General features: G+C 69.4%; 18 protein-coding genes. 16 read left to right on the top strand and 2 right to left on the bottom strand.

Annotation, left to right across the window (positions count from 1 at the left end; genetic code table 11):
• Window positions 1-69: 69 nt before the first annotated feature.
• The 5 genes from AC1DFR_RS10610 (at window position 70) to AC1DFR_RS10590 (ending at window position 8299) form a co-directional block, all read left to right on the top strand.
• Complete coding sequence (locus AC1DFR_RS10610; RefSeq protein ID WP_476870176.1) at window positions 70-3780, top strand: nitrate reductase subunit alpha; 3711 nt, start codon at window positions 70-72, stop codon at window positions 3778-3780.
• On the top strand, window positions 3780-5522 hold the full coding sequence (narH, locus tag AC1DFR_RS10605) for a nitrate reductase subunit beta (protein WP_476873289.1): 1743 nt from the start codon (window positions 3780-3782) through the stop codon (window positions 5520-5522). Before AC1DFR_RS10610 ends, narH begins: the two co-directional genes overlap by 1 nt.
• Window positions 5519-6139 carry a nitrate reductase molybdenum cofactor assembly chaperone gene (gene narJ / locus AC1DFR_RS10600; protein WP_476849859.1) on the top strand — a complete coding sequence of 207 codons (621 nt, stop codon included), beginning with the start codon at window positions 5519-5521 and terminating at the stop codon, window positions 6137-6139. Before narH ends, narJ begins: the two co-directional genes overlap by 4 nt.
• 2 nt (window positions 6140-6141) lie before the next feature.
• On the top strand, window positions 6142-6987 hold the full coding sequence (gene narI, locus AC1DFR_RS10595; RefSeq protein ID WP_476873288.1) for a respiratory nitrate reductase subunit gamma: 846 nt from the start codon (window positions 6142-6144) through the stop codon (window positions 6985-6987).
• An 88-nt stretch (window positions 6988-7075) separates the two neighbouring features.
• Window positions 7076-8299 carry an MFS transporter gene (locus tag AC1DFR_RS10590; protein WP_476873287.1) on the top strand — a complete coding sequence of 408 codons (1224 nt, stop codon included), beginning with the start codon at window positions 7076-7078 and terminating at the stop codon, window positions 8297-8299.
• Window positions 8300-8323: 24 nt separating this feature from the next.
• Here the strand turns inward: AC1DFR_RS10590 and AC1DFR_RS10585 are convergent, their stop codons facing one another.
• Window positions 8324-9661, bottom strand: a complete 1338-nt coding sequence (locus AC1DFR_RS10585) for a DUF445 domain-containing protein (RefSeq protein WP_476856156.1) — start codon at window positions 9659-9661, stop codon at window positions 8324-8326.
• Window positions 9662-9711: 50 nt separating this feature from the next.
• Here AC1DFR_RS10585 and AC1DFR_RS10580 point away from each other — a divergent pair, with 50 nt between their 5' ends.
• The 5 genes from AC1DFR_RS10580 (at window position 9712) to AC1DFR_RS10560 (ending at window position 12581) form a co-directional block, all read left to right on the top strand.
• Complete coding sequence (locus AC1DFR_RS10580; RefSeq protein WP_476873286.1) at window positions 9712-10611, top strand: glycerophosphodiester phosphodiesterase; 900 nt, start codon at window positions 9712-9714, stop codon at window positions 10609-10611.
• A gap of 97 nt (window positions 10612-10708) precedes the next feature.
• On the top strand, window positions 10709-11155 hold the full coding sequence (locus AC1DFR_RS10575) for a DoxX family protein (protein ID WP_476873285.1): 447 nt from the start codon (window positions 10709-10711) through the stop codon (window positions 11153-11155).
• Window positions 11116-11925: an AzlC family ABC transporter permease gene (locus AC1DFR_RS10570; RefSeq protein WP_476856157.1), complete on the top strand. Its 810-nt coding sequence runs from the start codon at window positions 11116-11118 to the stop codon at window positions 11923-11925. The genes AC1DFR_RS10575 and AC1DFR_RS10570 overlap by 40 nt, the downstream gene beginning before the upstream one ends.
• Window positions 11922-12233 carry an AzlD domain-containing protein gene (locus AC1DFR_RS10565; RefSeq protein ID WP_230008482.1) on the top strand — a complete coding sequence of 104 codons (312 nt, stop codon included), beginning with the start codon at window positions 11922-11924 and terminating at the stop codon, window positions 12231-12233. The genes AC1DFR_RS10570 and AC1DFR_RS10565 overlap by 4 nt, the downstream gene beginning before the upstream one ends.
• A gap of 108 nt (window positions 12234-12341) precedes the next feature.
• Window positions 12342-12581, top strand: coding sequence for a hypothetical protein (locus tag AC1DFR_RS10560; protein WP_223914633.1), 240 nt, complete (start codon window positions 12342-12344; stop codon window positions 12579-12581).
• A gap of 51 nt (window positions 12582-12632) precedes the next feature.
• On the opposite strand, the gene AC1DFR_RS10555 is transcribed toward AC1DFR_RS10560, so the two are convergent.
• A complete protein-coding gene (locus AC1DFR_RS10555) occupies window positions 12633-13265 on the bottom strand; it encodes a TetR/AcrR family transcriptional regulator (RefSeq protein ID WP_028275272.1) in 633 nt (210 codons plus the stop codon).
• A 177-nt stretch (window positions 13266-13442) separates the two neighbouring features.
• Here AC1DFR_RS10555 and AC1DFR_RS10550 point away from each other — a divergent pair, with 177 nt between their 5' ends.
• The 6 genes from AC1DFR_RS10550 to AC1DFR_RS10525 all read left to right on the top strand — a co-directional run bounded on the left by AC1DFR_RS10550 (window position 13443) and on the right by AC1DFR_RS10525 (window position 18514).
• Entirely contained in the window at window positions 13443-13817 is a 375-nt protein-coding gene (locus tag AC1DFR_RS10550; RefSeq protein ID WP_476873284.1) for a thiamine-binding protein, read from the top strand.
• Window positions 13818-13900: 83 nt separating this feature from the next.
• Window positions 13901-14578, top strand: coding sequence for an O-methyltransferase (locus tag AC1DFR_RS10545; RefSeq protein ID WP_476873283.1), 678 nt, complete (start codon window positions 13901-13903; stop codon window positions 14576-14578).
• 218 nt (window positions 14579-14796) lie between these two features.
• The gene (locus tag AC1DFR_RS10540; RefSeq protein WP_476873282.1) at window positions 14797-15903 is read left to right on the top strand and encodes an acyl-CoA dehydrogenase family protein; all 1107 of its coding nucleotides are present in this window, start codon (window positions 14797-14799) and stop codon (window positions 15901-15903) included.
• Complete coding sequence (locus tag AC1DFR_RS10535) at window positions 15897-17462, top strand: PIG-L family deacetylase (protein ID WP_476873281.1); 1566 nt, start codon at window positions 15897-15899, stop codon at window positions 17460-17462. The genes AC1DFR_RS10540 and AC1DFR_RS10535 overlap by 7 nt, the downstream gene beginning before the upstream one ends.
• A 5-nt stretch (window positions 17463-17467) precedes the next feature.
• Window positions 17468-18253 (top strand): glycosyltransferase family 2 protein, encoded by a 786-nt coding sequence (locus tag AC1DFR_RS10530; protein WP_476873377.1) that lies wholly within the window; start codon window positions 17468-17470, stop codon window positions 18251-18253.
• Window positions 18254-18295: 42 nt separating this feature from the next.
• Window positions 18296-18514 carry a three-helix bundle dimerization domain-containing protein gene (locus AC1DFR_RS10525; protein ID WP_079552243.1) on the top strand — a complete coding sequence of 73 codons (219 nt, stop codon included), beginning with the start codon at window positions 18296-18298 and terminating at the stop codon, window positions 18512-18514.
• The last annotated feature ends 55 nt before the right edge of the window (window positions 18515-18569 follow it).

Here is an 18569-nt window from a genome sequence, read left to right as displayed (position 1 = left end):
CCGGACCCGGGCCCGCCACAGTGTCCTAAGGCCCTGTTCCGGCCAGAAGGGGCACCCTAGCTTGAAGGAATGACTGCCGGAGACGCGGCGGGGCTGGACGGGCCCGCCTCGGATGCAATGTTGAAGCTGGGCCGATTCTTTACGAAATGGGACCAGACCGACGACGGCAGGGCGGTGTTCCGCGAGGGTGGCCGCAAGGGCGACATCTTTTACCGGGACCGCTGGAGCCACGACAAGGTGGTCCGGTCCACGCACGGGGTGAACTGCACCGGCTCCTGCTCCTGGAAGGTGTACGTCAAGGACGGCATCATCACCTGGGAATCCCAGCAGACCGACTACCCCTCCGTGGGCCCGGACAGCCCGGAATACGAGCCGCGGGGCTGCCCGCGCGGCGCGGCCTTCTCCTGGTACACCTATTCACCCACCCGGGTGCGTTTTCCGTATGCGCGGGGCGTCCTCGTCGAGATGTACCGCGAGGCCAAGGCCCGGCTGGGTGACCCGGTGCTGGCCTTTGCCGACGTCGTGGGCGACCCCGAGCGGCGCCGCCGCTACCAGCGCGCCCGCGGCAAGGGAGGCCTGGTGCGGGTCTCCTGGCAGGAGGCGATCGAAATCGCCGCCGCCGCGCACGTGAACACCATCAAGGCCTACGGCCCGGACCGCTGCGCCGGCTTCTCGCCCATCCCGGCGATGTCCATGGTCTCGCACGCCGTGGGGACCCGCTTCATCCAGCTGATCGGCGGGGTGATGACGTCCTTCTACGACTGGTACGCCGACCTCCCCGTGGCCAGCCCGCAGGTGTTCGGGGACCAGACCGACGTCCCGGAATCGGGGGACTGGTGGGACGCCCGGTATTTGATGATGTGGGGATCCAACGTCCCCGTCACCCGCACCCCGGACGCGCACTGGATGGCCGAGGTGCGGTACCGCGGCACCAAGGTGGTCACGGTCAGCCCGGACTATGCGGACAACACGAAGTTCGCCGACGAATGGCTCCCCGCACAGGCCGGAACCGACGCCGCGCTGGCCATGGCGATGGGGCACGTCATGCTCAAGGAATTCTTCGTCGACCGTGAGGTGCCGTTCTTCGCCGACTACGTCCGCCAGTACACCGACCTGCCGTTCCTGGTCCGTCTCGAACGGCGCGACGACGGCTCCCTCACCCCGGCCAAGTTCCTCACCGCCAAGGACCTTCCCGCCGAGTCGCTGACCGAGGACGCGGCGTTCCGCACCGTCCTGTTCGACAAGAAGACCGGGCTGCCGGCGGTCCCCAATGGCTCGATGGGCTTCCGCTACTCAGAGAGCGGCGAGGGCAAGTGGAACCTGGACCTCGAAGCGATCGAACCGGCGCTGTCCCTCCGGGAAGTCTCAACGGAAAGCGCCGAGATCCTGCTGCCGTGCTTCGAGGACGCCGGCGGGGACGGTAGTGTGCTCCGGCGCGGTGTTCCCGTCCTGGAGCTGGAAGGCCAGCTGGTCACCACCGTCTTCGACCTCATGCTGGCCCAGTACGGGGTCGGCCGCGACGGGCTCCCGGGGGAGTGGGCCGCCGGCTATGAGGACGCCGCGACGCCCTACACTCCGGCCTGGCAGGAGGAGATCACCTCCGTCCCGGCGCAGGCCTGCATCCGGGTGGCCCGCGAATTCGCACGCAACGCCGAACAGTCCAAGGGCCGGTCCATGATCATCATGGGCGCCGGGATCTGCCAGTGGTTCCACGGCGACACCACCTACCGGGCGGTGCTGGCCTTGGTGATGCTGACCGGCTGCATGGGCCGCAACGGCGGCGGCTGGGCGCACTACGTCGGCCAGGAAAAGACCCGGCCGGTCACCGGCTGGCTGTCGCTGGCCAACGCCCTTGACTGGTCCCGGCCGCCGCGGACCATGATCGGCACCGGCTACTGGTACATGCACACGGACCAGTGGCGGCAGGACGGCTACTCCGCGGATGCGCTGAAGTCCCCGCTCTCCACCGGGGCCCTGGACGGCATGCACACCGCGGATGCCCTCGCCCAGTCCGCCCGGCTCGGCTGGATGCCGTTTTACCCGCAGTTCGACCGGAACCCGCTGGACCTCGCGGACGAAGCCGGGGCGGCCGTCGCCGCCGGCACCGCTACGGACGCCGCCGGCTACATCGCCGATGCCCTGAAGAGCCGCACCCTGAACCCGGCGATCGAGGACGTGGACGCCCCGGAAAACTGGCCTCGGACCCTCGTGCTGTGGCGCTCCAACCTGTTCGGCTCCTCGGCCAAGGGCAACGAGTACTTCCTGCGGAACCTGCTGGGAACCCACAACAATGTCCTGGGCCAGGACCATGCCGAGGGGCTCAAGCCCAAGGATGTGAAATGGCATGAGCAGGCGCCCGAAGGAAAGCTCGACCTGCTGGTTTCCGCGGACTTCCGGATGACCTCCACCACCCTGCTGTCCGACGTCGTGTTCCCGGCCGCCACCTGGTACGAAAAACACGACCTGTCCTCCACCGACATGCATCCGTTCGTGCACGCCTTCACCCCCGCGATTGACCCGCCGTGGGAGACCAAGACGGACTTCGACACCTTCCACCTGCTGGCCCAGGAGTTCTCCCGGCAGGCCAAAACCCACCTCGGCGTCCGCCGGGACCTGGTGAGCGTGCCGCTGCAGCACGACACGCCCGGCCAGTTGGCCCAGCCCGGCGGGATTGTGCGGGACTGGCGGGACATGTCCGTCCCGGCGGTCCCGGGTCAGAACATGCCCATTTTTTCCGTCGTCGAGCGGGACTACACCGCCATCGCGGACAAGCTCGCCGCCGTCGGGCCGCTGGCGGACAAACTGGGCTTCACGGTCAAGAACGTCACGTACAAACTTGCCGGCCCGTTGGACCGGCTCAGCCGTTCCAACGGGGTGATGCTTGGCGGCGCCGCGGACGGCCGTCCCGCGATCGATACGGACGCGAAGATGGCCGAGGCCATCCTGGCGTTCTCCGGCACCACCAACGGGGCGCTGGCCGTGCAGGGCTTCAAGGACCTGGAAATCCGCACCGGGAGGAAACTGGCGGACCTGGCCGAGGGCTCCGAAGAAAAATACATCACTTTCGCCCAGACCCAGGCCGGCCCGGTTCCGGTGATCACCTCGCCGGAATGGTCCGGCTCAGAGACCGGCGGCCGGCGCTACGCACCCTTCACCATCAACGTCGAGCGGCTCAAGCCCTTCCACACCCTGACCGGCCGGATGCACTTCTTCCTGGACCACGACTGGATCCGGGACATCGGCGAGGCGCTGCCGATCTACCGGCCGCCGCTGGACATGCACCGGCTCTTCGGCGAACCCAGGCTCGGCCAGGACGGGTCCATGGAGGTGGTGGTCCGCTACCTGACGCCACATTCCAAGTGGTCCATCCACTCCGAATACCAGGACAACCTGCTGATGCTCTCGCTCTCCCGCGGCGGGCCCACGGTCTGGATGAGCCCCGCCGACGCGGCGGCCATCGAGGTCAAGGACAACGACTGGGTGGAGTGCCTGAACATCAACGGCGTCCTGGTGGCCCGGGCGATCGTCAGCCACCGGATGCCGGCCGGTGTGGTCTACGTCCACCACGCGCAGGAACGCACCATCGATGTGCCGAAGTCCGAGGCCACCGGGCGGCGCGGCGGCATCCACAACTCCGTGACCCGGCTGCTGGTCAAGCCCTCGCACCTGATCGGCGGCTACGCCCAGCTCGCCTACGCGTTCAACTACCTTGGCCCCACCGGAAACCAGCGCGACATGGTGGCCACCGTCCGGCGTCGTTCCCAGGAGGTGCAGTACTGATGCGTGTCATGGCCCAAATGGGCATGGTCATGAACCTGGACAAATGCATCGGCTGCCACACCTGTTCCGTAACCTGCAAGCAGGCGTGGACCAACCGTGCCGGCACCGAATACGTCTGGTTCAACAACGTCGAAACCCGGCCCGGGCAGGGCTATCCGCGCCGCTACGAGGACCAGGAGAAGTGGCACGGCGGCTGGGCGCTGAACAAGCGCGGGAAGCTGGTGCTCAAGGCGGGCGGCCGGGTCAAGAAGCTCTTCGGGATCTTCGCCAGCCCGGTCCAGCCCGAGCTCAAGGACTACTACGAGCCATGGACCTACGACTACAAGACCCTCGTTGACGCGCCGCTGGGCGACGACTTCCCGGTGGCCCGGCCCAAGTCCCTGATCACCGGGGAGGACACCAAGATCACCTGGTCCGCGAACTGGGACGATGACCTCGGCGGCTCCGCCGAGAACGGCCACCTGGACCCGATCGTGGAGAAGGTCCGGCGGGAATCCGAGGACAAGATCAAGTTCGCGTACGAACAAACCTTCATGTTCTACCTGCCGCGGATCTGCGAGCACTGCCTGAACCCTTCCTGCATGGCCTCCTGCCCCTCCGGCGCGATCTACAAGCGGGTGGAGGACGGGATTGTGCTGGTGGACCAGGACAAATGCCGCGGCTGGCGCCAGTGCGTCACCGGTTGCCCCTACAAGAAGATCTACTTCAACCACAAGACCGGCAAGGCCGAGAAGTGCACCTTCTGCTACCCGCGGGTGGAGGTGGGGCTCCCGACAGTCTGCTCCGAGACCTGCGTGGGCCGGTTGCGGTACCTGGGGCTGTTCCTGTACGACGCCGACGCCGTCACCGGCGCGGCCGCCGTCACGGACCCCCGGGAACTCTACGACGCCCAGATGGACGTGCTGCTGGACCCGAACGACCCCGCCGTCCAGGCCGAGGCCCGGGCCCAGGGCATCCCCGAAGACTGGATCGACGCCGCCGGGCGCTCGCCGGTCTACGCCCTGGCCAAGGTCTACAAGGTGGCGCTGCCGCTGCACCCGGAATACCGGACCATGCCGATGGTCTGGTACGTGCCGCCGCTCTCACCCGTGGTGGACCTGCTGCGCGACCAGGGCCACGACGGCGAGGACACCGGCAACCTTTTCGGCGCCATCGACGCGCTGCGCATCCCGGTGGAATACCTCGCTGAACTCTTCACCGCCGGCGACGCGGACCGGGTGACCGCGGTGCTGAAGAAGCTCGCCGCCATGCGCTCCTTCATGCGCGGCATCAGCCTCGGCGACGACCCGGACGACGCCATCCCGGAGGCCGTGGGGATGGACAGCCAGAGCATGTACGAGATGTACCGGCTGATGGCGATCGCGAAATACGAGGAGCGCTACGTCATCCCGAAGGCCCACGTGGAGCAGGCCCACGACCTCGAGGAAATGGGCTGTTCGCTCGACTTCGAGGGCGGCCCGGGCATGCAGGATACCGCCCACTTCGGCGAAGCCAGCGGCCGGCCCGTCCCCGTGGCGGTGGAAACCTTCAACGCCCTCCGGGACCGGCAGACCTCCGGCTCCGCGCCCGGGGAAACCACCCTGCGCGGCAGGGTGAACCTGCTGAACTGGGACGGCACCGGAGCGCCCTCCGGGCTTTTTCCGGAAAAGGCGTTGCTTCCGGAAAAACCGCCTCCGGCGGAACCGCCGCCGCCGAAACCGGCGGGCCCCGCGGAATCCCCTCCGGCGGGGGAGCAGCCATGACCCGCCGCCAGCAGGTCCTCTACCTCGCCGCGGCCTGGTGCCTGTCCTACCCTGACGAGGAACTGACCGGCCGGGTCCCGCTGATGCGGGCCGCGCTGGCCGAGTTCCCCGGCGCCACGGCGGACTTCGTTGCGGTCCTGGACCAGCTGGAGTCCACGCCGCCGATCCAGCTCCAGTCCCAGTACGTGCGCGAGTTCGACCTCGGAAAGCGCCACGCCCTGCACCTGTCCTACTGGACTGATGGGGACACCCGGCGCCGCGGCGAGGTTCTGGGCAACTTCAAGAAGACCTACCGGCAAAGCGACATCCTGGTGGACACCCACGGCGAACTGCCCGACTACCTCCCGATGGTCCTCGAATACGCCGCGCTGGTGGACCTCGAGGCCGGCCGCGAACTGCTGACGCGCTTCCGGGCGAGCCTGGAGATGCTCCGCTTCGGGCTGCTCCGGGACCAGCTGCCGCACGCCCGGATCCTGCAGGCCGTCTGCGCCACGCTGCCCGGGAAATCCCCGGCGGACGAGCAGGCCGTCATGCGGATGGCCGGCTACGGCCCGCCCACGGAGGCCGTGGGCCTGGACCCGTACGATCCGCGCCTGCTGCCCGTGAAGGGGGCCTGAGCATGCTGGCATTCGAAGCGGAACCCGGATCCGCCGTCGGACTCACCGCACTGGACATCGTGCTGTGGGGCGTGCTGCCGTACGTCATGGTGGTGGTTTTGGTCGGCGGACTTCTCTGGCGCTACAAGTACGACCAGTTCGGCTGGACCACGAGGTCTTCCCAGCTCTATGAGTCCAGGCTGTTGAGGATTGCGTCCCCGTTGTTTCACTTTGGCCTGCTCGCCGTGATCGCCGGTCACTTCTTCGGCCTGGTCATTCCGATGGCGTGGACCCAGGCGGCCGGGATGAGCCAGGAGTTCTACCATTTCAACGCCCTGCTGGTCGGCGGGATCGCCGGGGTCGGAACGCTGGGCGGGATCCTCCTGCTGATCTACCGCCGCCGGACCACCGGGCCGGTCTTCATGGCCACCACCGGCAATGACAAGACCATGTACGTGGTGCTCACCGCGGCCATCGTGTTCGGGCTGTGGACCACCTTGGCGAGTGTCTTCGAGGGCGAGCACGGGCACAATTACCGCGAGACCGTGGCCCCGTGGTTCCGCTCGCTGTTCATCTTCCAGCCCGACATCGCGGCGATGGCCGCGGCCCCGTTCTCCTTCCACCTGCACACCCTGGTAGGCATGGCGCTGCTCGTGATCTGGCCGTTCACGCGCCTGGTCCACGCCTTCACGGCCCCGTTCCACTACCTCTTCCGCCCCTACATCGTCTACCGCTCCCGGGATCGGGACACCGGCGGCGCCGGGGCCAAAGGCACAGCCGGCGCTGCCGGCGCCCGGAGCTCCACGGCCGGCGCCCGGCGGGGCTGGTCCGCCGTCGGAACCCGGGACCGGGACACCAGGAACCGGTGACCCGGTGCCATCGCTGAAGCTGCTTTGCTGAACCGCTTTGCTGAACTGCTTTGCTGAACTGCTTTGATCAACAAGGAAGGAGACCGCCGTGGCCGGAGCAGTGTCCCCGCCCGTCGCCGCCCCTGCGGGCCGGGCGCTCAATCTGACGCTCGCCACCTCGACCTCGGTGGTGTGCTTCTGGGCCTGGAACTCCATCGCCACGCTGAGCGCGTACTACACCCAGCATCTGCACCTCAATCCGGCCACCACCGGTGTGCTCGTGGCCATGCCCGTCTTCGTCGGCTCGCTGGGGCGGATCGTCGTCGGCGCCTTGACGGACAAGTACGGCGGCCGCGCCATGTTCACTTTTGTCCTCCTGGCCTCCATCGTCCCGATCCTGCTGGTGGCCGTCGGCGGCAGCCTCGACTCCTTCGCCCTGGTGCTGGCTGCCGGCGTGCTGCTGGGGGTCGCCGGAACCGTCTTCGCCGTCGGGATCCCCTTCGTCAGCGCTTGGTACGAGCCCGCCCGGCGGGGTTTCGCCACCGGCGTCTTCGGCGCGGGCATGGGCGGAACGGCCCTGGCCGCTTTCCTGAACCCCCGGCTTGTCGCCGCCATCGGCTACGTTCCCACCCACCTGCTGATCGCCGCGATTCTGGCGGTCATGGCCGCCATCATCTGGTTCCGATTGAAGGAGGCGCCGGGCTGGACCCGCAGCAACGCGCCCGTGATGCCCAAGCTGATCGACGCCGCGAAGACCCCGGTCACGTGGAAGCTGTGCTTCCTCTACGCAGTCCTCTTCGGTGGCTTCGTTTCCTTCGCCACGTATCTGCCCACGTACCTCCGGGATGTCTACAGCTTCGATCCCAGCGCGGCCGGCGCCCGTACCGCGGGGTTTGCGCTCGCCGCCGTGCTGGCGCGGCCGGTGGGCGGCGTACTCGCCGACAAGATCGGTCCCAAGCCAGTGGTGATCGCTGCCCTCGCCGGCGTCGCCGTCCTTGCCTGGGTGGTGAACCTGCAACCCGACGGCGACGTCCCCGCCGGCCTGACGTTCGTCGCCATGGCGGCGGCGCTGGGCCTGGGCACGGGCGGGGTATTCGCCTGGGTGGGGGTCCTCGCGCCGGAGGGCAAGGTCGGCAGCATCAGCGGGGTGGTCAGCGCGGCCGGCGGCCTGGGCGGCTACTTCCCGCCGCTGATCATGGGCGCCACCTATGACGCCGCGGCGCACAGCTACGCGATCGGGCTGCTGCTGCTCGTCGCCACAGCGCTCGCGGCGCTTGTCTTCACCATCTTCGCCATGCACGGCAGGACCAAGGCCAAGGTCGCGGCCGCCTAGCCGGTGCCGCGGAGCGGGGCCCAGCTAGCCGAACAGCAGGGTGGCCAGCGTAAAGATGGCCAGCCCGGCCAGTGCGCCCACCACCGTGCCGTTGATCCGGATGAACTGCAGGTCCCTGCCGACCTGCAGTTCGATCTTCTGCGACGTCTCGTCGGCATCCCAGCGGGCCACGGTGTCCGTGATGACCCCCGCGATGTCCGAGCGGTAGGTCTTCACGAGGTAGCCGGCCGCGTCGCCGATCCAGGCGTTCACCTTGCCGGCGAGCTCGGGATCGACCAGCAGCCGGGTGCCGAAGTCATGCACGGCCGCCTTGAACTTGACGGTCAGTTCGCTGTGCGGGTCATCGACGGCGGTGAGCAGGGCCGTCTTGATGGTGTCCCAGGTGCGGGAGGCGAGCTCGCGGACCTCCGGGTCGCCGAGCACTTGGGCCTTGATGCCCTCGGCGCGGGCGATCATGACAGGATCATGCTGCAGGTCCTGCGCGAGTTCCTTGAGGTACTTGTCGATCGAGAGGCGGACCTGGTGCTGCGGGTCGGACTGCACGGCGCGGGTGAACTTGAGGATCTCCACGTACACCTTGTCGCCCACCAGCCCGTCCACGAACGAGGGCACCCACGTCGGGGACCGGTCGGTGACCAGCCTGTTGACCGTCTCCTGGTTGTCCCGCACCCAGTCCACGGTGCGGTCCACCATTAGGTCCACCAGCGCATGGTGGTGCCCGTCGTCGAAAATCCGCTCGGCGAGGCGGCCCACCGGCGGCCCCCACGGCGGGGTGAGCAGGTGCTTGCGGACCATGGACTCGATCACGGCCTGGACGTCGTCGTCGTTGAGGACCTTGAACGCGCCGCGGATGACGGCGGCACCCTCCTTGGCGACCCGGTCCGGGCCGCCGGGGCTGGACAGCCAGGCGCCGGCCTTGCGCGCAATGTCTGCGGACGCCAGCTTCTCCTGGACCACCTGTTCGGAGAGGAAATTGGTTTCCACGAATTCGCCCAGCGAGGCGCCGATCTGGTCCTTGCGGCGGGGGATGATCGCGGTGTGCGGGATCTTGATGCCCATGGGGTACTTGAACAGGGCCGTGACGGCGAACCAGTCCGCGAGGGCCCCGACCATGCCGCCCTCGGCCGCGGCGCGGACGTATTCGAGCCCCGGATACTGCTTCTGCAGGGCGAACGCGACGATGAAGATCACCGCCATGACGGCCAGCAGCGAGAGGGCCAGGAGCTTCATCCGGCGCAGCGCCGCGGCCTTCTCGACGTCGCTGGAGGCAGCGGAACGCTGCCCGGGGGGACCGTCCGGCCGGGCGCCGCCCGGACGTCCCGCGGCGCCGGTCAGGGAGGTTGACTCAGTATTCACCTGCATGAGCCCAGCCTAGCCCGCCACGGAAACGGACGGTCCGCTAACGTGGCACCATGACCACTGATGAGCCTGCCGCCGCCCGGCCTTTGGTCTATGCCCACCGCGGCGCCAGCGGAACTTTCGCCGAGCACACCCGGGCCGCGTACCTGCAGGCAATCGCCGACGGCGCCGACGGCTTCGAATGCGATGTCCACCTGACCCGGGACCAGCACGTGGTGCTCCTGCACGATGCCACCCTGGACCGCACCTCGGACGGCACCGGCCAGGTGGCCGACCGGACCCTGCAAGAACTCCAGGAACTGGACTTCTCCTCCTGGAAGGGAGCCCGGATCCCGGAGGCCTACGGCGCCAAGTCCGGGCAGTTCCTGACCCTGCCGGACCTGCTCGACATCCTGCGTGCGGCCGGCCGCGGGATCGGGCTGGCGATCGAGTTCAAACACCCGAGCCCGTACCAGCTCAGACTCGAGGACCGGGCCCTCGAGGTCCTGAGGGCCCAGGGCTGGGATCCGCGGACGTCGATGCTGGAGAACATCACGGTTTCCTTCATGAGCTTTAGCCCCGACTCCGTAAAACACCTCCTGGAGTCCGTACCGGCCGCGGCTGTCTGCCAGCTCGTGGATGACGTCAATGTGGCGGACATCCGGGAGGAACTGGGCCTCGGTGCCCTGACCGGCGGGGCGCTGGCCAACGTGATGAAGGCCGCCCAGGCTGAGGGGGAACGGATCCTGGCGACGGCCGAGGCCGGCATTGCCGGCCCCGGCATCGGGTACGTCCGCACGCACGCCCCGGCCGTTCAGCGCTGGCTCGCCTCGGGGCTGCGGTGCCGGGTGTGGACGGTCGACACCGAGGACGACGTCGAACGGTGCCGGAAACTCGGGATCCAGGAGATCACCACCAACTGGCCCGCCCAGGTCCTCTCCCAGCTCATGGCGGACAGCCGGCCCCCACGGTAGCCGTCTGGCTGCCACACGAATCTTGGGCTGACATCTTCACATCCCCCGAGTCCCGGGCGGATTACGGCCGGCGTGGCCGCTGTGGTTGAGTTGTTGCATGCCATTTCGCCGGCCCGTCCTGGACGTCCAGACGCTGTCCGCGGCAGCGATGAGCGCGCTGCTGCTCACCAGTGCCGCCAAGCACTTCCGCGAGCCTGAATTTTTCCACCCGGTGGTACCTGACTTCCTGTGCCGGGACGACTCCGGCGAGCAGCCGAACGGGCCCCTGGCCGTCCTGTCCCGTGAGGAATGGGTGGCAGTGAGCGGGCTGCTGGAAGCCGCCGCCGCCGTCGGGCTCCTGGTCCCGGCCACCCGGAGGGCCGCCGCGGGCTGCGTCACGGCGATGTTCGCCGCCTTCCTCGCCGGCCACGTGGATGCCCTGCGCAAAGCCTACGGGCCGGAGGGCTCGCCGCGCCGGCGACGCGTGCACACCCTGCGGCTCCCGCTCCAGGCGCCCCTCATCGCATGGGCCTGGACTTTGACGCGGCGGAACCGGCGCCCGTGAAAATCCTGCAGTCACCGGCGGTGCGGATCGGTTTGTCGATCAGCATCGCCACCGGTCTCTACGGCGTCTCCTTCGGTGCGCTGTCCGTAACCTCGGGCCTGGATTTCTGGCAGACCATGGCACTGAGCCTGCTGCTGTTCAGCGGCGGCTCGCAGTTCGCCTTCATCGGTGTGGTGGCCGGAGGCGGGTCCGGCGTCGCAGCGATGGGCGCCGCGACGCTGCTGGGCATGCGCAACGGCATCTACGGCATGCAGATCAATGCCCTCCTGCAGCCGCGCGGGTGGCGGAAGTTTGCCGCGGCCCAGCTGACCATCGACGAGTCCACCGCCACCAGCACAGGGCAGACGGACCCCGACGAGCAGAAACGCGGCTTCTGGACCGCCGGAATCGGCGTCTTTGTCCTCTGGAACCTGTTCACCGCCCTCGGCGCACTGGCCGGCGGGGCGCTCGGGGATCCCAAACAGTGGGGACTGGACGGCGCCGCCGTGGCGGCCTTCCTTGGCCTGCTCTGGCCGCGGCTGAAAGGCAGGGAACCTGTGGCCATCGCGGTGGTCTGCGCGCTGGCCACCGTGCTGGCCGTGCCGTTCGTGCCCCCGGGAGTGCCTATCCTCGTCGCCGCCGTGGTCGCGGCAGGGATCGGCTGGTTCAGCCACGGCCGCAGCGACGAGGGCCTGGAACCGGACGTCGATCCGTACGCGGAGGACCACGTGCACCACCACCACGACCCGGCCCGCGAATCCCGCGGTGACCGCCCCGGAGACGACGCATGAATCTTTGGATGTGGCTGCTGCTCTCCTGCCTGCTCGCCTACGCCTGGAAGCTGCTCGGTTACCTGGTGCCGGCCAGTCTGCTCCGCAACCCGCGGATGTCCAGGATTGCCGGGACCATGACAATCGGGCTGCTGGCGTCCCTGACGGTGGTCAATGCTGTCGCCTCCGGCCAGTCGCTCGTCCTGGACGCCCGGCTGGGCGCATTGGCGGCGGCTGGCATCGCCTTGTGGTTGCGCGCGCCGTTCCTGGTGGTGGTGATCGCCGGCGCGGCCGCGGCCGCCGGGCTCCGGCTGCTCGGCTGGGACTGACCCGCCAGTGGAACGCCTGACCGCGCTGGAGCGCGGATGGGCTGTGGGTGCCGCCGGAACGGTCTTTAGTCCCTACTTGGTGCCGGGATCGCATGGGAGCATTCGAACATGACTGAACACGACGGCGAGCTGCCGGCTGCCGGCCGGGAGGCTGCCGACGAGCAGGCCGCGGAGCAGCAGGCCGCGGAGCCGCGCAAGGATCAGCGCACCAAGCAGCACGAGCCGTATGTTTCCGGCGGGGCTGAGTCCACCCGGGAAATGCGCGAAATGTCCCGCCGCCGTCGGGAAGCCGAAGAGAAGCTTCAGCAACACCTTCTCGAAGCCAAGGAAAAGCCGGCCGAAGACTAGCGCCGGGCACCGGACTGTCGGGGCACCTGCAGGATCCGGCGCTTATGGGTGCTAGCCGAGAACGGCGTCGAACGCGGTGCCCGTCAGCGGGGCCTGCGGCGGCAACGCCCGGTCCGGCCGCTCCGTCCGGATGGCGTCCTCAACCAGCGCCACGGGCCGGCGCCACGCGTCGGAGCCCGGCTCCATGGTGTCCACGACGCCGATCAGCATGGCCAGCAGGCGGATCATGTCCGTCATGGAAATATCGCTGCGCAGGGTGCCCTGCCCCTGGCCCCGGCCCAGCAGCACGGCGATGGATTCAATCAGGCCACCCGTAATCCCGGTCAGCAGCCCGCGCCGGCCCGCGACAGCTCCCAGCAGGTTGGCCTCTTCGCTGGCGACATGCATCGTGGCATCGATGACCCGAAAGAGCCCTGCGGCGGCGTCAGGATCGGCCAGGGCCTCATCGATGGCCGGGTCCACCTGCAGCCGGAGCTGCTGGTTCAGGGCAGCGAGCACCAGCTCTTCCTTGTCGGCGAAATTCCGGAAAAGGGTGGCGGGACCCACGCCGGCGGTGACGGCAATGGTCTGCAGCGGCACCTCGGGGCCGTGCTCGCGGAAGCACTGGCGGGCCGCGGCGATGATTTTGTCCACGTTGCGCGCGGCATCTGCGCGGAGCGGCCTGCGGTCTACTGCCCGGTTCATTTGCCTAGGGTAGCAACGCGAAGGGTGTGCGAACCTGTTACCGGCGGGTAGTGACTTATGTGACGGTGGCGGAGGTGCGCCCGGCCGCTGCCGGGCTTGAATCGCGTGAAAGACTGGTGCCGGACAGCCCGGAAGTTTTCGCCCCCGGTGTCCTGACTGAGTGAAGGGAACCACCACATGCTGGTCGCATTCTCCGTAGCACCCTCCGGTGACCCCGCCAACGGGCAAGCGCCCGGCGACGCGTCGGTGCACGACGCCGTCGCGGCCGCGGTGCGGATCGTCCGGGAGTCGGGCCTGCCCAACCGGACGAGTTCCATGTTCACCGAGATCGAGGGCGACTGGGACCAGGTCATGGACGTCGTCAAGCGGGCCACGGACGCGGTGGGCGCCTACGGTTCGCGCGTCTCGCTGGTCCTCAAGGCGGACATCCGGCCGGGCTACAGCGGCGAGCTGACCGGCAAGGTGGAACGGCTGGAAAACGCCATCGACGGGCAGGGCGCCGGCGGGACCGGCCCGCAGATTCCAACCCGGCCGGGAAACCAGGTGTACTGAGTCGGACCGCACGCCGAAATCCGGGCGGGAAAAGCGCGCCCGCGGGGGTACCGCCGGGCGCGGACGGCTGGAACACTGGGGGCATGATCGAGCATCAGTCCGCCCCCGGCTGGGTCGCCGTCGAGAACTTCCTCTCCGACGCGGTGGTCCGCCCGGACCGTTCACTCAAGCGCGCCGTGACCAGCGCACTTGAGGCAGGCATGCCGGCCATCGAAGTGGCCCCCAACGCCGGCAAACTCCTGAAACTGCTGGTCCAGCTCTCCGGTGCGCGCCACGTCCTGGAGATCGGCACGCTGGCCGGCTTCAGCACCATCTGGATGGCCCAGGGACTGCCCGACGACGGCCGGCTGGTCACCTGTGAATACCTCCCCCTGCACGCCCGCGTCGCGCGGACCAACGTTGACGACGCCGGGCTGGGCCACAAGGTGGAGATCCGGGTCGGCGCGGCGCTGGACACCCTGCCCGAGCTGGAAAGCGAGGCCGGGCCGCCCTTCGATTTCGTGTTCATCGATGCCGACAAGGAAAACAACCCGCACTACCTGGACTGGGCCATCCGGCTTGGCCGGCCCGGCACCACCATCGTGGTGGACAACGTCGTGTGGGAGGGTGCGGTGCTGGACGCGTCGATGGACCCGGTCAACGCCCCCGGAATCATCAGCACGCTCCAGATGATGGGCGATGACCCGCGGCTGGACGGCACCGTGATCCAGACCGTGGGTTCGAAAGGTTGGGACGGCTTCGCCCTCGCGATCGTCCGCTAGGCGCAAGAGACTGTCCGCCGGGGCGAACGCGCCGGTGGCAGCCGACCCCGTGCAGCCCCCGGCCACCCCCAAGTGCTAAGTATGCTTAGATTACTTGTCGACGGCGCCAGCGATGGCGGCGCGGCCGCGGACGCGCAGGACTTCAGCCACGTGGCCGGGCCCAGCCCGAATCCGCCCAGCCCGAATCCGCCCAGCCCGAAGGAACACAGGCAGCCGAAATGAACGGGATCCCCATTTCCCACCACCCCCTACCTGTCCGGATCAGCTCCGCGGCCGCAGACCTGGAGACGATCTGCCCCCTGCTGTCCGAGGCGCAGGACGCCGTCGGCGATGTGCCGGCGCTGCTGGAGCTGGCCAAGGCGGCCGCGGCGGCGGCGCCCAAACCCGGGGACGGCCGGACCGCGTTCCTGTGGGAGATTCTGGCCTCCGTAACCGCCGTCGATGTCGCCGCCGGACGGGTGCTGGAACCACACCTGGATGCCGTGGCGATCCTGGCCCAGGCCGGCGACGAGGCGGCACGGCACGGCCGGGACTGCCCGGACCCCGACGATGCCAACTTCGAGGGGGCCTGGGGTGTGTTCGCCGCCGAGGCGCCCGGCCTGCGGCTTGAAGCCAAGGAATCCGCAGACGGCTGGATCCTGCAGGGATCCAAGCCCTGGTGCTCGCTCGCCGCCCAACTGGACCATGCCGTGCTGACGGCCCATCTGGAGGCCGGAGGCCGGGCCGCCTTCGCCGTCGACCTCCACGCGAACGGCGTGGGCTTCGCGAATCCGGAGTGGACCAGCCGGGGACTGCGCGAGATTCCCAGCGGCACAGTCCACTTCGAGGCCGTTCCCGCCGTGCCCCTCGGCGGCGCCGGCTGGTATTACCAGCGCCCGGGTTTCGCGTGGGGCGGCATGGGCGTGGCCGCCTGCTGGCTCGGCGGCGCCGTCGCCGTGGCGCGCAGCTTCGCCGACTCCCTGCGGCACGCCGCCGACGGCGGACGGGAACCGGACCAGATTGCGCTGGCCCACCTCGGCGAGATTGACCGAACGCTGGCCGCCCTCACCGCCTACCTGGCCGGCACGGCCGCAAGGATCGACGCAGGCGAACTCTCGGACCGCGGTGCGTGGCAGGAAGCCCTGCGTGTGCGCGGCAGCGTGGCCGCCGCCGTCGAACGCGTCCAGACGCTCGTGAGCCAAAATCTCGGTCCGGCCCCCCTCGCCTTTGACGAGCGCTACGGAAAACGGATGGCCGATCTCGCCCTGTACATCCGCCAGCACCACGCGATGCGCGACGACGCGCAGCTGGGCGCCCTGGCACTGGCCGAAAGCAACCCATGGTGACTTTCACACACAACGACGCCGGGACGTCCGAGGCCGCCTGGGCCGGCAGCCCCGCCGCCAGGCTGCCGGACCTGCCGCTGGATGACGCGGCGCTCGCCGGCCGGGCCTTCATTGTCCTGGCCGCGCACCCGGACGACGAATCGCTCGGGGCTGGCGGGCTGCTGGCCCGGCTGCACGCCGTCGGCGCCACGGTCCGCGTGCTGCTGTGCACGGCGGGGGAAGGATCCCACCCCGGCTCGCCAACGACGACGCCGGAACAGCTCGCCGCGGTCCGGCTGCAGGAGTTCGGCGACGCCCTGAAACGCCTTTCCGGAGCCGGGAACGGGGCCGGGAACGTGGCGTGGCAGTGCCTGGGCCTGCCCGACGGTCACCTCGCCGGGCACCGGGAAGAGATCCGGGCCGCGGTCCGGGACGCGGTCCGGGAGGCGGCGGCCGTGTGCGGTCGCGCCGCCGACGAGGTGGTTCTCGTGGCGCCCTACCGCTCCGATGGACACACCGACCACGACGTCCTCGGATCCGTTGCCGCCGGGCTCAGCGCCGCGGCGGGCCACGCCCTCCTCGAATACCCCATCTGGTACTGGTTATGGGCGGCACCAGGCGCGCCGGACGCCGGTGGCGGCCCGGCCGGGGCGGCCGGCCTGACCGGACCCGGCGACCCGGACGGCGGGGCATGGCGCGGCTGGTTCCGGCTGCCGCTGCGCCCGGCAGAGCTTGAGGCCAAGGCCGCCGCGATGGCGGCACATGCGTCCCAGGTGCGCCCGCTCTCCGCGCTGCCGGGCGACGAGGTGCTCCTGCCCCCGGCCTTCCTGACACACTTTGAGCGGACCTGGGAGACGTTTGCCTGGCACCCCGCGGTCGCCCCGGCGGATGGGCCGGGCGATGGACCGGGCGACGGCCCGGGCGATGGCGGGGCGGATGGCGGGTCCCGGCGGCCCTTCGCCGCGGGCGACGCGGAGCGCGTGTTCGATGCCGTCCACGCCCGGGAGGAGGACCCCTGGCAGTACACCTCGAGCTGGTACGAGCAGCGCAAACGCACACTCACGCTCGCCGCGCTGCCCGGCAGCAGCTACACGTCCGGGTTGGAGATCGGCTGCTCCATCGGGACCCTGAGCGTGGAACTCGCGCCGCGGTGCGGAAGCTTCCTCGCCGTCGATGCCAGCGGCACCGCGCTGGACCGTGCCGCCAGGCGGCTCGCGCACCTGCCCGCGGCGACGACGCGACACCTGACCGTCCCGAACGAGTGGCCGGACGGATCGTTCGACCTGATCGTGGTTTCAGAGGTGGGCTACTACCTCTCACCGGCAGAGCTCGCCGGACTGTTCGACCGGATTCAAGGCTCGCTCATGCCTGGCGGGACCCTCGCGCTGTGCCACTGGCGGCACCCCATTTCCGGCTGGGAACTCGACGGCGACGCGGTCCACGCCGCGGCCCGGCGGCACCTGGGCTGGGCCGGCGGCGGGACCTACCAGGAGCGCGACTTTGTGCTCGAGGTGTTCCTTGCCCCGGACGCTGTACCGGGTGCCGTGCCGGGCCTGGGCGGCCTGGAACGGATGCGGTGACCCCGATGACGGCGTTGCCGTTGCCGCGCGGGCACCGCATCGACCGGGTCGCCGTCGTCATGCCCGCAAACAACGAAGAAGACCACCTGGAACTGGCGTTGGAGGCCGTCCAGCGGTCCGCGGACGCCCTGCACAGGGTCCGGTCCGACGTCGAGACCCGGGTGACGGTGGTGCTGGACAGCTGCACGGACGGTTCCGCCGCCGTCATGGCCGGCTTCGCAGCCTCGGACCCGCGTTTCAGCGCATTGGAGGTCAGCTACCACAGCGCCGGCGCCAGCCGGGCCGCTGGCGTCCGGGCCTCCGGCATCGGCGTGACCCGGCGGCGGCCGCCCGGCCAGCGCTGGACGCCGCCGCCCTGGGCCGGCCGGACCTGGCTGGCCAACACCGACGCCGATTCCCGGGTGCCGGAGAACTGGCTGGTGCGCCAGCTGGAGTTCGCCGAGGCCGGGGCCGACGCCGTGCTGGGTTCCGTGGAACCGGACCCCGCCGGGATGGACCCTGAACTGCTCCGGCGCTGGCACGAACGCCACCCCTTCCGCGAGGACCACCCCCATATCTATGGCGCGAATTTCGGGGTCCGGGCTTCCGCCTATCTTGCCGCCGGAGGGTTCGCCCGGGTCACGTCCGAAGAAGACCGGACCCTGGTGCACAGCCTCCGCAGCCGCGCCTTTACGGTCACCGCGACGGACAGCATCAGGGTCATGACCTCCGGCCGGACCCATGCCCGGGCGCCCCACGGCTTTGGCACCTACCTGCGGAGCCTGGGCCACCTGCTGCCGCCTGCCAGCTGAAGATTCATTGACGCCGGGACCAGGCCGCTCCACACTGAAGAAGTGACGGACGATGCGAAAGAACCCAGCATTGATCAGGTTGTCGAGCGTCTGGCTGCCAGGTTTCCGCACGTACCGCGGAGGCACATCGCCGGGATCGTCGGCGAGGAATTCGATGCCCTGAACGCAGGCCGGATCCGGACCTACATACCCACACTGGTTGAGCGCGGCGCCCGCGTGCGGCTCAAGAGCGAGTTCGGGATCAGCGCCGCCGAAGACTAACGCACGTGACGCCGCCCCCTACCCCCGAGTTCGCCGGATCCGCGCCACACCGCCG

The sequence above is a fragment of the Arthrobacter sp. 05T410 genome, assembly GCF_056396505.1.
The sequence above is the reverse complement of the archived record's forward strand: the minus strand, read 5'-3'. Positions and strand labels throughout refer to the sequence as shown.